This window comes from Candidatus Nitrosotalea sp. TS (assembly GCF_011319465.1).
Taxonomy (GTDB): domain Archaea; phylum Thermoproteota; class Nitrososphaeria; order Nitrososphaerales; family Nitrosopumilaceae; genus Nitrosotalea.
This window is the reverse complement of the sequence record NZ_RCMB01000015.1, coordinates 1-13,968: the sequence shown is the minus strand read 5'-3', so window position 1 is coordinate 13,968 and position 13,968 is coordinate 1. Positions and strand designations below refer to the sequence as shown.

Sequence of the window (13,968 nt, the reverse complement as noted above, 5' to 3'; positions counted from 1 at the left end):
AAAGTTATACGCTCTAAATGATGCCTATGGATTTTTGAGGTCAGACTTGCCAATTACAGGATCTGAATTATCCAGAGTTGCTGCTTTTATTTCAGGTACGACCGCAGGCGGCGGAGATGGCGGTTGTTTTATAGAGTCGTCCTTTGACGGTGGCACTTTTCCTGTCAGTTCAGGTCCTTCTAACGACTTTGGAGATTCGGCTTGTGGTTGGGGAGGAGGTGTTGGTGCCTTCTTTGCTTCGTTTAGGCCATGTCTATAGAGATGGAACATGCCTGCAAACACCATAAGACCTAGTCCTACCAAGAATAACGAGAAATTCTTCATTCCAGCCAATACTGCATTGTATGCTGCGATGTTTATGTACACTTGAAAGATCAAAAGGGCAACGATTAACCAGTTTATCCATTTGCCTGAGAAATTTATCTGCGCCGTTTTATGAGGTCCTTTTGAAGCTGCTAGTTTTGCCTTTCGTTCTGCTTCTTTGGCAAGTGATATCATCATGTATGAAAATCCAAAGCCAATTGGTACAAGGAGTAGCATTATCGAGTAGAAAAATATCGGATCTATCACAAGCCTTGCAACTAGCGGTTTTGTAGTGTCTGGCGTGATGTAGAATCCCCAATAAGTTGTTACCATGACTTGGGTTATACCGGTAATTCCAAAGGCTGTAACAATTGGCCTGTCTTTCCAAGAAAATTTCTTGTACCTGTCAATGAATGGTGTCATAGCTATCGCTACAATGAATACACCTGGCCACAAAACCCCAGTTACAAATTTGTCATACATCGTTCTAAGGAAGGCATAGATTCCCGTGAGATACCATTCAGGCACCGTGATACCTGGCGGTACGGTAGGTTGGAATTTTGAACCCAGGTCAACTGGAAATACTCCACCTGTTATCAGCACTGCACCAGAAATTGCCATGACCATCGGCACATCAAATACCAGAAATCTAGGCAGGTGTACTGCCATCAATCCAAGCATTACTACTGGCAAAATGAATACATGTAATGTATAGAATCTCAATATGAAATCTGCAAAGCCAGAACCAAACATTGCATCTCTGATAGTTGGCCCAACTACAGGCATGGAATTAGTAAGCGAAGCCGCAATACTAATTGCAAGTTCTGCGCGTTCACTGAAGATAATATCATAGCCGGTAAAAGCCTCCAAAATTGTTACTGTTCCCAGTACAACTCCAGTTACCCAAATAATCTCATTTCTTATTTTGTATCTTCCACTGAAATACTGATAATACATGTGAAGAACTGCAAGAAGAACCATTGCGTTTGATGCATGATAGTGAATATTTCTGATCATAAACCCATATGGAACGACGTTGTTGATTTTAGCTACACTATCCCATGCCCTATCCAATATCGGTTCATAATAGAACATCAACAATGCACCAGTGACTCCAAGTATTATGAACATGACAAATGTCAACATTCCAAGGAATCCAAATGGACTCACAAATCTAGCTGGAAATGAGAACTTTGTACCAATGAATACAGTTCTCTCTAACCCGTCCCATATCCAGTAGCAGAAATCTGCAAATCCGCTTCTACGTTTTAAGGAGACGACCATATCCCACTATTCCATTTTCGGTTACGCTCCACACTGCAGGCTTTATCCACAGATCTCCCTTGTCATCAGCTTCAAGATAAAGTGTTGCCAGCACATTTGACGGAGGGGCTTGAAGAGATGCAGGACCTGCAAATGCCTTTCCAGTTAACGGATTATACATGCTACCATGACAGGGGCACTCGCCTCTTTTTCTGCCGTCCTGAGGCCAGTACTTCCATAAACACCATAAATGCAAACACACCATACTATAAACACGAAAAGCACTAATATCCTCTGCGTCACCACCTAATTCCGAAGGCAATCTGATAAACTGCCATTTTTTAAATGCCTCTTGATCAAGAACGGGATCTCCGCTGGACGGATAAGTTATGACTTCAGAACTATTCTTTGGAAACGTCTTAACGTTAGCCGTTGTTCCATCGGGTAAAGTTACCTGAACTTTTGACGGTACTATGTTTGAAGGGTTTGGCATGAATTGTCCCCATGGGACAAAAGGTGCAAAAGTAGTTGCAACGCCTGCAGCGCCTAGAAGTTTAAGAAAGTCTCGCCTAGTGACTGTACCCCTAGTATCTTGCTCAGCCATCCAAAGCTTCGTGGTTAAAAATTTGCATATAAATCTTGTCTAGGTTCTTCTAAAAAATCCTAATTTTTTAAAAGTAATAATGAATATCAAAGATGCCATCACAATTCCAACCAATATTTCGATCAAAGTTATAAAATTCTGATCGCCTTTAGCCTGAAACAAAACTAGTAATGGAATTATTTACATTAATTGCAATTTTTTCGTCAGAAATGTTCCCTGCTTTATCTTTGGCAACAGCCTCAATATAGTATGGACCATTCTGAAGGGTTCTAGTGTCATATCGTATTGTGTCATTATCAAAAACTGTTTGGCCTGGAAGATATACTGTAAGCCAGTTCTTTTCCAGCGGATTGGTTTCATTGATGCTTAAATTAACATTGATTATTCCTGAAACAGTAGATCCGTTTGTTGGTGACTTGAAAATAATTACTGGCGGGGTATTATCTATTACAAATTGAAAGTACTTTGAAACAACATGTCCAACCGTATCTGATACAACAATTTTGAGATTATGCGATCCCTCTGATAGGTTTTCAGTGGAAACAGGAAATGTGGTTTCATTAAACATCTTCGGTTCCGATGAATCTAGATAATATTTCTCATCTTGTATATTTTGACCAATTATTGTCGGCATAATCTTGTAGGTGTTGTTGATGAATTGTGGAATTTCCAGATTTATCTGCGGCATATTCTCATTTGGTAAAATGGTTGAAAACTTTGCTGCCATTGTTATTGGTTCTACAACCGATTCTCCTCCAAACAGAGTGGTATGAATCAGGACAGAGTATACTCCTGTTTGGTTAATGGGTGCATAGACTTCAGTTGATGTCGCATCTTTATTTTTTACTGGATAAAATCCTCCTCCTTCACTAAATGGTGTACTTGGACCTAACCAGTCACCACTTGGCCATCCCTGAAATTGTCCCAATATTCCAGCCGGAACGTTTGTTTGAATTATTCTTCCTTGAGGATCAACTACAAATACTGACAAGTTGGTATCAGGATCTTTCCACGAAAAAATCATCGTAGCTGTGTTTATGGTTTTGTCTGCTATGTCAAAATAATATTCTCTCCAATCACCTGCATTATATCTGTTGGACATGTCAAATCCCCCTCCCACATATCCATTTCCAAAAAGAGAATTTCCATTTGATCCCTGGATGACAGTAGGTAGATCTTTTGGTTGTAATTTTTTTAACACAACATATGATACTAGGTACGTTAACTGTGTGAGATTCATCTCGAAATGAGATGAATCCTTGATATATTCCTGCTTTTTTGTCAGATGGAACAACAAGTGTTGCAGACATAGTAGCTTGACCATGAGGTTTTATCTCCATATTGTTTGAATCAAGCCACACATCATTCCACTGTGTTTTTTTGTAATAGCTAGCCGTAATGGCATAATCAATTGAGGTAGAGTTTTTCTTGGTATCTCCAGACCAATATGAATATCTTGTGGGTACAGGATACACACCAACTAGAGGAATATGTCCAAATCTTGAATTTGGATCAGAAATTCTTACTTCTTGAACTGTTCCCCAAGAACCTCCTCTATTGACAAGCGAGAGTTCCTGAGATGTTGGTTGAGTACCATTATGTTTACTGTTCCAGTCATAGATGTAAAGAGACGCTATTTTTATGTCATCAGCATAGGTTTTGGCAGAAGAATTCATGAACTCGGAGAATGGGAATGTGAGATCAAGCACCATCAAAGAGGCATCAGACGGAATCGGATCTTGTTTTTGGAAAAAGGATAGCAAGTTAGTGTGATTTGTTATTTGAGCAAGCGGCACATAATCAGGCCTGTAAACCCCTTGTTTTTTAATTAGGGAATCCTGTAAGCGAGGTTCAGTTGTTCCATTATATTGAGAAGATTTCATCAGATCAAGTTTTTGAGGTTCTATGGTTACTTCAATACTATTATCGGTTGGATTTTCAATAGTAAAGGTTGCAGTAGATCGGTCTCCGGGATATAATCGTCCAGCAAACCAAGGCGTTTCCGAAAATGAGGTATTTTCTATCTGAAACATTGTCAATCCAAATGCAGAAGAATTCATTGAACTAATGGCCGGTTCTAACACCTTCCTAACGTTAGAATATGTAGCGTTGTTGTAAACTGCAAAAGTGTTATCATTTCCTAGCACATAGTTAACCGCGCTTGTTACGTTAACTAGTCCAGATCCTTGCGCAAAAGGATCATTTCCCAAATCTGTTGCAGTAGACATGAGTATGTTTTTTACCATAAACGGGTCGTAAGAAATTCCCTTGTCGTGTAAAGCTTGCATTACAATTGCAGCTGAGCCAGCTACAAGAGGAGCTGCAAGACTTGTTCCGCCAAATAGAGAAAACGAGCCTGTTGAATTTTTGCTGTATTTTGTAACAGAAGTTGGCGTAAAACTATATTCGCCTACTGCCATTATGTCAGGTTTTGGATCTCCTATCAATGATGGTCCCTTACTTGAAAAACCTGATATGTCGCCATAGTAAACAGTGCTATTTCCAAATCTTGGTTGGCCCTTAAAAGGACCATAACCCACAAAGACATTATCAGTTGCAGCTCCTACTGTAAGACCAAAGGGTGCAGCATCAGGACTTCCTATGGTTCCGTATCCAGGTCCAGCATTACCCGAACTACTTACAGTCAGTATTCCAGGATATTTTGCATCCAGTGAACCTGGGACATTAAGTGCGCTGAGTAAAAGGGACTGGATATCAAGGCCAGGTACTGAATCTAATGCAGGAAAAGTGGAAATCCCCCAGCTATTAGATAAAATATCTACTCTAGGTATTACCTGAGAATTTCCAATGATTATCACTCTGATCAAACCCTGCTGCCCATAACCATCCATATATTGCATCACCAATCCATAGTGCCTTTATGGGTACTATTTTAGCTCCTGGTGCAATACCTTGAATGGTATATTTCGTAGAATTTCCGTATATATCGTACTGCTGTTTTCCTTGAGACGTAATAGAAGCGGCCGTGGCAGTTCCATGTCCCCCCATAGTCATACATTACACCAAAAAAATTACCATGTGGATCAAGAGGAGGAAGCAATGTTCCATTTATTGCTCCAATTTTTTTATCGATTTTAGCTGACTTTGCGATTACACCATATAGATCAAGAACTCGTGCACCAACTGTTCCTGCGCTGTATATTGGGTTTCCATTATGATTTTTATCATATACCAAAAATTCGTTTCCGCTCCCCAATGTAATTGGTGTTTGGGTAGTAAAGTCAAAGCCATATTTTGGAAATAAAGTGTTCCCCTCAAGTCTCAAAAAATCTTGGTACGAGTCATACATGTCTGGAATAATTGTATCAGTATACACCGGGTGTCTTTGAATCAACCACAAGAACAGGGACTAATTGCAATATGGAAAGTTGACCTTGTGAGACGCTTTCATATACCATACCAAAATGATACATACCACTTTTTGACACAATAAAATGCCTCGAGTCTTTACCTATTTTGTAATCATTAGAAACTGTTCCATTTACTACAGGTGTACCACCTTTAGGATATTGCGAATTATATACCTGAATATACGTCCCCTTTCCCTCTTGGGTTAGATCAAGAAAAACTCCGTTTGAGTTTACATAAACAGAAGAAGTGATATTTTTTGGAATTGGTTTTGTATAGTTTTGAATGACACCATTATTGCCAATATTTGCGATGAAGGTTGCATTTGTTAGCACTAGCCCTTGACCGTCCGCATCAATCATGATTGGAATATTATTTCCATCTCTGGCAAGAGAAGATCTCACATCAAGATTTGAAAAGTCTGTTCCAGTATCAACTATCCCTACCTTGATGCCATTTCCCGTGTAGTTGTATTGCTGAATTATCTTATCGGATCCAAGTATATCGCCCACTCTAGAGACATCTCTAGGTATAGGAGAATTGGTTTGTACAGAATCAAATTCCAACGGGAGATCTTCAATTACATTATAACCATCAAGTTTTAGATTTGTGATTTCATCTGGATTAAAAATGCCTACTGCAAAGGAACCATGACTGGAATTTAATCCATAAATCATGTTATCGGTACTCTGGGTTATATCTGAAATTGGTCCTGGGCCAAAAACTATGTATCTCTTCTCAGAATTTCCTGTTGAGATAGGCTGAAGAGTTATTAGACCAGATGTTTGGTCTGGAACAAAAATTTGTGTTTGTTTTGGAATGTCCACATCATAGTATGCATCAATCTGTTTTGGAATTAGAGATATTAGAAGAATGCATATCAAAAAAAATGCTACTTTTGACATTGTCCTACGTGATTTGTTATTTACCATTACTGTTATCTTCGCCTAGCAAGAATAGTTATTTGTAATGCAATGATTACCGCAATCAAAGCAACAACTGGTAGAAAAAGCGAATTGAATTGACCTGAAGCCGTCTCGACATTTTGTACAGTTTGGGACATTGAGGTTACACTCTTGTTCATGTTTTCATTTGCTTGCAATATTGAATTCTGACTTGTGTTCAATACATATCCAAAACCTTGAACTTCTGTTTTTATCTTATCAAGTTCACTTGATGTTGTATCTAGTACAGAGTTTAATCTTATGATTTGGTTTGAAATTCCTTCGATGCTTTGTTTGAGTACTAACGTGGCAGCTACCCCGTTGGATTCAGTGCCTTGGCTGAGAGCAATGATAGTGAAACACATAGGTACCTTCTTGGGTCAGGCGTAAAGTCAACATAGTAAAGTCCTTGATGAAGAGTAGTAAAGGAATTGGTGAGATCAGTTACGTCTCCATTTGGCAGATGAACGTGAGAATTAGCAAGTAGTTTCGAGGGATCTCCTGCTACCAACAAACCATCACTGGTTACTTGAACAAAAACTCGAAATGTTTGGTTAACGGCTGCAGTTTGAGGGGCATAAACAGATACTAATACCGTTCTTTGTATCTGATATGGTGTATCAATGATGAAGATGATGCAAATGCCACATCAACTTTTTGTGAGAATCCCTGTTCTTTGGTGCCAATTGCTCTACAGAATATGTTCCATATGGATAATTTGTTGTTGCATTAGGCCATTTGATCAATATTTGGTTAAAGTCTCCGTTGCCATCAGCTGCAATCTGATTGAATTGTTTTATGGTGCCATCTGGAGCAAATAATCTAAGAATTACAGTCTCGTTTGACAGGGCCTTGCCATATACAAGAAGCGGCTGACCTTCTGAATATACCTGAGAATCAGTATACAGCTCTAATGGTTCTAATGTAGCATAAGCTTGAATCAGAAATCCGCTCATTATAACAAAAAGCAAGAGTGTCGCCGTCAGTAGTTTCAACCTATTCATGATGACTTGCACCCATAGATATTGGTTCTGTTAGAAATAATATGTTAGTTTGTTAAAACATCTTAGATATTATCAGTGTTGAAAAATAATTCTCTACGTCACATTCATTCTTTCTGGTAACGCTCTGGAGACATGGAATTAATTGAGATTATAGAAAGATTAGATTGTTCTTTTTTGAACATGGTCAAAGATGCATTTCTAATTATCAATTCATATAAAGATTCAGGCTTTAATTGCATAACAGTTGAAAGCATGGACTTGATTGGATCCATATGAGTCACAAACAATATGTCTTCATCATAATATTTTTTTGAACAGTGCTCAACCAAACCAAGAACTCTTTTTTTGATACTGGCAAATGATTCAATTCCATTTTTTTCTATTATTGGGTGTCCTTCGTAAAACTTGAGGAAAATATTTCCATGTTTTGCAAACATGTCGTCAAAGGTCATCCCAGATAGATGTCCCATGTCAATTTCTGTCAGTCTTTCATCTATGCTGTAGTCTAGTCTTAATTTTTTTGCTACTATACTTGCAGTTTGTTCTGCTCTCTCTATTGGACTGGAATAGATAGCAGAGATATCAAATGGTTTGAGAAAGTCGGCTATTTTTTCAGTTTGTTTAATGCCTTGATCTGTTAAAGGATATCCTGTCGTTCGCCCTGCAAGAATTTGTTCTACATTATTTTTTGCCTGTCCGTGACGTAGAAAAAGAAACAATGTTTATTCTGAGACGACTTGTTGAATAGAGATAATAATAAGATTGTCAGAGACAACCGTGTAATGAAGATCGGAATAATTGGCGGTACAGGTGGAATGGGGAAAGGATTTGCTTTGCGATGGTGTGTCAATCACGATATTCTCATAGGTTCAAGAGACTCTTCAAGGGCCGATGAAGTAGCTCGTGAATACTTTGCTAGCGCAATTAAAGAGCATGAATCTCCAAAGGGTAAGATAACAGGAACAGACAACGTTTCTACTGCAAAAGAGAGCGATGTACTAGTACTTTCCATTCCATACGAAAATACAGATGCAATATGCTCTCAGATTCTTCCAAATATTAAGGACAATTGTATTGTCATATCTCCAATAGTTCCCCTCACTAAAACCGACGCAGGCTTTGAATTAATTTCATTTAAGGAAAACAAGCCTTCTGCTTTTGAATTAGTACAGAAACATATGAAAAACAAGTCTAACCTGGTAGCCGCATTTCACACTATATCAGAGAAGAAGCTTATTGATACAAAACTTGTCTTAGATTCAGACATATTTGTATGCGGGGATAGTGATGATGCGATAAATGTCGTAAATGGTTTGATCAAAGAAATAACAAACCTGAGACCCATTTTACTAGGACCTGGATCTCTCTCATACCTTGCCGAAACCGCAACACCAATCCTTATCAACGCGATGATAAAGAACAAAATGAAAAATCCAGGCATAAAGATAATTTAATCAGTATTTACAGAAATAAAAGATGGGAATCAGTCCAAAGAAAAATTGGTTTACCGCCATGGGTGTTTTATTCATAGTTGTGGCAATAATTCCCATTATCAGAGATTTGTTGATCTGGGGACCTGACTTTGTATCAGATTTTTTCACTTCTCCTGATCTAACAAGTGAGAAAGTATCTACTGCAATGTTTGGAATTGGTGGATTTTTGATCATTCTCGGTTTTAGAGGAGAAAATTATGAAGGTAAATGATTTCATAAAAACACAGAAAATTTTAAGAATTGCTACAATAGACACCAGAGGAAATCCGCATATCGTTCCTGTTTGGTACAATTATGAAAGCGATAAATTCTACATTGGCACTAATACCAGAACAATAAAAGCAAAAAATGTCAAACAAAACCCAAAAGTTTCATTCTGTATAGATGTAGGAATAAATTCTCCCAAGATTTTTGGTGTGATGGGAATAGGAAAGGCACGACTAATTTTAGAAGATAATCGTGTAAGGTCAGTTGCCAAAAAAATTCTCTTGAGATATTTTAAAAGCTTGAAAAACAAATCTGCTCAGAAGCTCTTGAAAGATACTGACTGCGTTATTGAAATAACACCAAAAAAGATGACAACTTGGAAATTTTAGCCAACAAATTCTTCTATTTTATCAAGCGCTTGTTCTAGAACTGGGATTTCAGGAAGAAATACCATCCTGAAATGTCCACTACCATATTGAGTTCCAAAACCAGAACCGTGTACTGTAAGAACCCCTTTGGATTTAAGAAGAGATAGAACAAATTCCTTATCTGAACTATACTTGTTATTTTCAATCTTTGGAAATGCATAGAAGGCACCTTTTGGATTTGAACAGCTAAGATTTTTCATTGCGTTAAATCTCTTAATTGTGTAATCTCTTCTTTTTTTCAGATCCAAGACAAATTTTTGTATATAGTTTTGTGGTCCTTTGAGAGATTCTAAAGCAGCATATTGAACAGGCAGGTTTGTAGCAATTCGAACTCTTGCAAGTTTAGGTACATTCTCTCGCAGAGATTCTAATTTTTTTGATTGATTAAAGGCAATGTAGCCTGCCCTCCATCCCGACATGAGATGAACTTTGGAAAATCCATTCAATAGTATTACCGGAGAATCGCCACTAACTTTTCCTATTCCAACAAAATTTTCATCAAATACTATCTGATCGTATATCTCATCGCATATGATGTAGAGGTTGTGTTCGTTAGCAATATCAATCAAATCTTTTAGTGATTTTTCACTGAAAACCGCTCCTGTAGGATTGTTTGGACTTATCAGGCATATGGCAACTGTCTTTGAGGAAATTTTTCTTCTAATGTCATCCAAGTCTGGAGTAGAATTGTGTAGATCAACAGCAAATTCAATTGGTTTTCCACCAAATAATTTCACATAGGAGGCATATGGAGGATAATAGGGTCCAGGTATGAGAACTTCATCACCTGATTCTACTATTGATGCAGTAATCATTTCAAGACCTTCTGAAACTCCATTTGTTACAAGAATATCATCTTCAGAAACTTCAAGGCCTTTTTTTCTCTCTTTTTTTGCTATCTCTTCACGTAATTCTGGCAATCCTTCTGAGACAGCATAATAATTTTGGCCATCTCTTACTGCCTTCATTAGCGCTTCTTTGACGTTTTCCGGGGGCTGAAAACCATGCTGCAGCGGGTCTCCAATGTTAAGATACGTAATCTGTTTACCCTGCTTTTGTAGCTTTCTGGCCTCAAGTGCAATATCTCTAATGGCATACTCAACACCTGCTACTCTTTGTGATATTTTCAATTACCTAGACAGATATTTAGCCCCGTTAAATTCTTAATTGATTGGACCCGTTGCATAGCCAGGATAGTGCGGGTGGCTTCGGACCACCAGGTCGAGGGTTCGAATCCCTCCGGGCCCTTGGAAATAGATAGATAGTGTAGAACACGTTGGCATTAATTGTGTATAAAGGATTAACCATATTCAGAATTGCTCTTATTGCCATAATAATTGGCTCAATTTGGATAGGCATGGTTTTCTCATATGCTGTAAAAGACTTGGAAAATTTCAATTTAGACAAGTTGGATTCAGCCAATATACCGCTTGTACTTTATGGAAATGGGATAGGGTTCTATGAGATATCTTCCAATCAATACAATAATTCCATTCTTGTAAAAGTACTGGATTCAAATGGTAATTATCTTAACATGAAAACCATAACTAATAAGGAGACAGTCAATTACTTTGTCTTTCAGCATACGGGCAAATTTACGCTTGAATTGACAAATCTTTCTGCAAATTCTGTACAATTAACAGTTGAATTTGGAGATACCAAATACCAAGAATTTCTCATTCCATCTTTGATGATTCTCGTTGGAGCTTGTTTGTTAATGTTCACAGGATACACGAAATTAAGAAATTACATGACTGCACAGCCGGAATAGAATAATTGGAACACGGGGACACATAGTATAACAGCACTAAACAATAGAACAAGATTGAATCCTATCCATGCTGCAGATAAAAGTATGGCCATTATTGATATTGGCATTATTTTTAGAAGTATACGATTTTGAACCTTGGACAGAGTAGTAAAACCCCCAATGGCACTAAGCAACAAGCCAGTTTCTACGGTAAGATGTGATGGAGTTACAAGACCATCTATTCCATAAATCTCATGAAAATTATAATCTGCGTAACCACCTACTACTTGCAGCATAGCACCCAATAAGATCATCATTATTCCTTTTTTTACTGATTTATCTTCACAATGGTTCAAAACCAGTATTGCTGCAATAGCAGAGCAAGCTATCAATGATGCGCCAGAATAGATAGTCATGTGTTGAATTGTCCAGAATGTTTCTGGAATTTTGAATTCATGATGATGCTGGAATCCCAGATTCCACCTAGTAGCATTATCATTGTGCCGCATGTAGCTAGAAAAGATGACGTTTGTATGATCTTTCTAGTTCTTGATAGTAGATAATGCATGAAATCCTGTTTGATGGATACATGTTGAAAAATACCTTTAACTGTTGTATATAGAATTTTGTTTGCTAATCTTTAGCTTTTGGTTTTTGAATTGGAGAACATCTTTTATTCTCATAAATATCAGATTATGTGTTTTCAGTAACTTTGATGCTTGTATTGGATAGATAATCATAATTCTTCATAGATTTTGCAAAATTCTTGACTTTATTAAAAATAGGATTTCATTAAAGACTAACAATTATTATACTTCTACAAACTAGTCAATTCATGAGTCCTGGAATTGGCTTGATGAAAAGAAGGCTTCCCACCGAGAAAGAGGCAGTACCGTTAGCAATATCTGGAATAATTCAAAAATATGGCGTAAATGCAGATTCAGTCAAGACTCTTGAAACCAAATATGACGATGATGGTGGAGATTGGTATGTCGCTTTAGGGTTTGGCGAGAAAAGAGCTATTGTAAAGATGGACTCCGTTCAAGGTACAATAACAGAAATTAAAGAAATTTAACATCTATTTTCTGAATTGAACGTTTGAGACTTCAGGCTCTGGTATTATCAATAATCCACCATCACGCAGTTGTTGCACTAGTTGGAGTACCTCTTTTTCTACCTGATTTCTTTGTAAACCAATTTTTTCAGAAAACATGTCTACCAATTCTGTTATTTTCCTCTTACCATTACACATTTGCCAGAACTCAACTATTGCCTGATTAACCATGAATCCCTGTTGGTTCTCATCCATCAAGAGTAATGAACCATCTTCTTGCTTTACAACTGATCCTATTCCTTGCGGCATGGCTGTTTCATAGTTTATTGGAGTTATTGTTTTCTGTTTGCCATAATTGATCAGTTTCTTGCCCTCTTCAGACATCTTCTCTGGAGTCCAAGGCGGATCCCAGACTATTTCCACATTAACAGAAGATACTCCTGAAACTTTGTTTACGTATCTTTTTACATCATTTACAAGTGTATCATGTAAGGGGCAACCACGCGTAGTCATTGTCATTTTGACATCTACTTTGTTATCATCAGATACATTTACTCCATAAATGAGCCCCATATCCACAACATTGATTGGAATTTCTGGATCCATACATTGTTTTAATGATTCCAAGACTTGTTGGGCAGTAACAGATGTCCATGAATTGACATGAATAAGCCTTGAAATAAATACCTTACAGCTTTGATTCAAACAATTTTTTGATTGACTCCTCAAAAGGAGGCTTTGCTACACCGGCTTCGGTTATTATTCCGGTTATGAGTTCGGGTGGTGTCATGTCAAAGGCTGGGTTTATTACATTAATGTCGTCAGGTGCAGTCTTTTTGCCCTGCTATTCCAGTGACCTCGCTTGCTTTTCGTTGTTCTATGATAACATCACTTGGAGCACTTTTCATATCAAATGTGGAAAGGGGTGCTGCAACATAGAATGGTATGTTGTGTTGCTTTGCCATCATGGCTACCTGATATGTCCCAATCTTATTGTATACATGACCAGTACGTAGTACTCGATCAGCTCCTACAATTACTTTTGAGACAAGACCATTTGCCATTGAATATCCTACTGCAGTGTCAGGAATCAAGCTGACATCTATTCCATCATGTTTTAGCTCAAACGCGGTAAGTCTTGAGCCTTGCATTACAGGTCTAGTTTCTGTTGCAATCACTTTGATCTTCTTTCCACTTTCTTTTGTGGCCCGTATTACGCCAAGCGCTGTTCCGTATGCAACGGTAGCTAGAGCACCAGCGTTACAGTGTGTCATGATAGTATCATTTTCATTAAATAACGGAGCACCGTTTTTTCCCATTTGCATGTTTATTTGCTATGTCTTCTTCTGCCATTTTTTTTGCTTCTTCGATAATATTATTTCGGATTTCTGAGAAGCATTGCTTTCCGGATCTTGCAACATTCATTATCTTTTCTAGTCCCCATGACAGGTTGATTGCAGTTGGTCTTGTTTCAAAAAGAATTTTTTTTGCTTGTTCTAGATCTTGGATAAGACTATCTTTGTCTGTTGCTTTACTTTGTAATGCAGCC

17 protein-coding genes, 1 tRNA gene and 1 pseudogene are annotated in these 13,968 nt (G+C 37.8%); 6 read left to right on the top strand and 13 right to left on the bottom strand.

Going from position 1 to position 13,968, the window contains the following annotated elements; genetic code table 11:
- Positions 1-24: 24 nt before the first annotated feature.
- The 9 genes from DYY67_RS07240 to DYY67_RS07205 form a co-directional block, all read right to left on the bottom strand.
- Complete coding sequence (locus tag DYY67_RS07240) at positions 25-1,587, bottom strand: cytochrome b (protein ID WP_166392042.1); 1,563 nt, start codon at positions 1,585-1,587, stop codon at positions 25-27.
- Positions 1,565-2,170, bottom strand: a complete 606-nt coding sequence (locus DYY67_RS07235; RefSeq protein ID WP_166392040.1) for a twin-arginine translocation signal domain-containing protein — start codon at positions 2,168-2,170, stop codon at positions 1,565-1,567. Before DYY67_RS07235 ends, DYY67_RS07240 begins: the two co-directional genes overlap by 23 nt.
- A 148-nt stretch (positions 2,171-2,318) precedes the next feature.
- Positions 2,319-3,272: an Ig-like domain-containing protein gene (locus DYY67_RS07230; RefSeq protein WP_218584703.1), complete on the bottom strand. Its 954-nt coding sequence runs from the start codon at positions 3,270-3,272 to the stop codon at positions 2,319-2,321.
- Position 3,273: 1 nt separating this feature from the next.
- Positions 3,274-5,022 (bottom strand): S8 family serine peptidase, encoded by a 1,749-nt coding sequence (locus DYY67_RS07225; protein WP_166392036.1) that lies wholly within the window; start codon positions 5,020-5,022, stop codon positions 3,274-3,276.
- 41 nt (positions 5,023-5,063) lie between these two features.
- Positions 5,064-5,507, bottom strand: a complete 444-nt coding sequence (locus DYY67_RS07220) for a hypothetical protein (protein WP_166392034.1) — start codon at positions 5,505-5,507, stop codon at positions 5,064-5,066.
- A complete protein-coding gene (locus DYY67_RS07215) occupies positions 5,497-6,444 on the bottom strand; it encodes a hypothetical protein (RefSeq protein ID WP_166392032.1) in 948 nt (315 codons plus the stop codon). Before DYY67_RS07215 ends, DYY67_RS07220 begins: the two co-directional genes overlap by 11 nt.
- A 32-nt stretch (positions 6,445-6,476) precedes the next feature.
- Positions 6,477-6,848 (bottom strand): hypothetical protein, encoded by a 372-nt coding sequence (locus DYY67_RS11025; RefSeq protein ID WP_255492982.1) that lies wholly within the window; start codon positions 6,846-6,848, stop codon positions 6,477-6,479.
- A 255-nt stretch (positions 6,849-7,103) separates the two neighbouring features.
- Positions 7,104-7,487: a hypothetical protein gene (locus DYY67_RS11020; RefSeq protein ID WP_255492981.1), complete on the bottom strand. Its 384-nt coding sequence runs from the start codon at positions 7,485-7,487 to the stop codon at positions 7,104-7,106.
- Positions 7,488-7,591: 104 nt separating this feature from the next.
- Positions 7,592-8,206, bottom strand: a complete 615-nt coding sequence (locus DYY67_RS07205; RefSeq protein WP_166392030.1) for a histidine phosphatase family protein — start codon at positions 8,204-8,206, stop codon at positions 7,592-7,594.
- A 63-nt stretch (positions 8,207-8,269) separates the two neighbouring features.
- Between DYY67_RS07205 and npdG the strand changes: the two genes are divergently transcribed.
- The 3 genes from npdG to DYY67_RS07190 are packed head-to-tail and all read left to right on the top strand — an operon-like array spanning position 8,270 to position 9,576.
- Entirely contained in the window at positions 8,270-8,941 is a 672-nt protein-coding gene (gene npdG / locus DYY67_RS07200; RefSeq protein ID WP_166392028.1) for an NADPH-dependent F420 reductase, read from the top strand.
- A 22-nt stretch (positions 8,942-8,963) separates the two neighbouring features.
- Positions 8,964-9,191 (top strand): hypothetical protein, encoded by a 228-nt coding sequence (locus DYY67_RS07195; protein ID WP_166392026.1) that lies wholly within the window; start codon positions 8,964-8,966, stop codon positions 9,189-9,191.
- The gene (locus DYY67_RS07190) at positions 9,178-9,576 is read left to right on the top strand and encodes a pyridoxamine 5'-phosphate oxidase family protein (protein ID WP_168711853.1); all 399 of its coding nucleotides are present in this window, start codon (positions 9,178-9,180) and stop codon (positions 9,574-9,576) included. The genes DYY67_RS07195 and DYY67_RS07190 overlap by 14 nt, the downstream gene beginning before the upstream one ends.
- Here the strand turns inward: DYY67_RS07190 and DYY67_RS07185 are convergent.
- A complete protein-coding gene (locus tag DYY67_RS07185; protein WP_166392024.1) occupies positions 9,573-10,745 on the bottom strand; it encodes an aminotransferase class I/II-fold pyridoxal phosphate-dependent enzyme in 1,173 nt (390 codons plus the stop codon). The two genes, DYY67_RS07190 and DYY67_RS07185, sit on opposite strands and share 4 nt — an antisense overlap.
- Positions 10,746-10,788: 43 nt before the next feature.
- Between DYY67_RS07185 and DYY67_RS07180 the strand changes: the two genes are divergently transcribed.
- Together DYY67_RS07180 and DYY67_RS07175 are read left to right on the top strand one after the other, a co-directional pair.
- Positions 10,789-10,863 (top strand) — tRNA-Arg (locus DYY67_RS07180).
- 40 nt (positions 10,864-10,903) lie between these two features.
- Positions 10,904-11,386, top strand: coding sequence for a hypothetical protein (locus DYY67_RS07175; RefSeq protein ID WP_166392022.1), 483 nt, complete (start codon positions 10,904-10,906; stop codon positions 11,384-11,386).
- On the opposite strand, the gene DYY67_RS07170 is transcribed toward DYY67_RS07175, so the two are convergent.
- Positions 11,362-11,874 (bottom strand): hypothetical protein, encoded by a 513-nt coding sequence (locus DYY67_RS07170; RefSeq protein ID WP_166392020.1) that lies wholly within the window; start codon positions 11,872-11,874, stop codon positions 11,362-11,364. The two genes, DYY67_RS07175 and DYY67_RS07170, sit on opposite strands and share 25 nt — an antisense overlap.
- Positions 11,875-12,200: 326 nt before the next feature.
- On the opposite strand from DYY67_RS07170, the gene DYY67_RS07165 reads away from it, so the two are divergent.
- Complete coding sequence (locus DYY67_RS07165) at positions 12,201-12,440, top strand: hypothetical protein (protein WP_166392018.1); 240 nt, start codon at positions 12,201-12,203, stop codon at positions 12,438-12,440.
- Positions 12,441-12,443: 3 nt separating this feature from the next.
- On the opposite strand, the gene DYY67_RS07160 is transcribed toward DYY67_RS07165, so the two are convergent.
- Positions 12,444-13,088, bottom strand: coding sequence for a PqqD family peptide modification chaperone (locus DYY67_RS07160; protein ID WP_320416001.1), 645 nt, complete (start codon positions 13,086-13,088; stop codon positions 12,444-12,446).
- Between the two features lie 19 nt (positions 13,089-13,107).
- A pseudogene (gene mtnA / locus DYY67_RS07155) lies at positions 13,108-13,968 on the bottom strand (S-methyl-5-thioribose-1-phosphate isomerase); the annotation flags it as partial.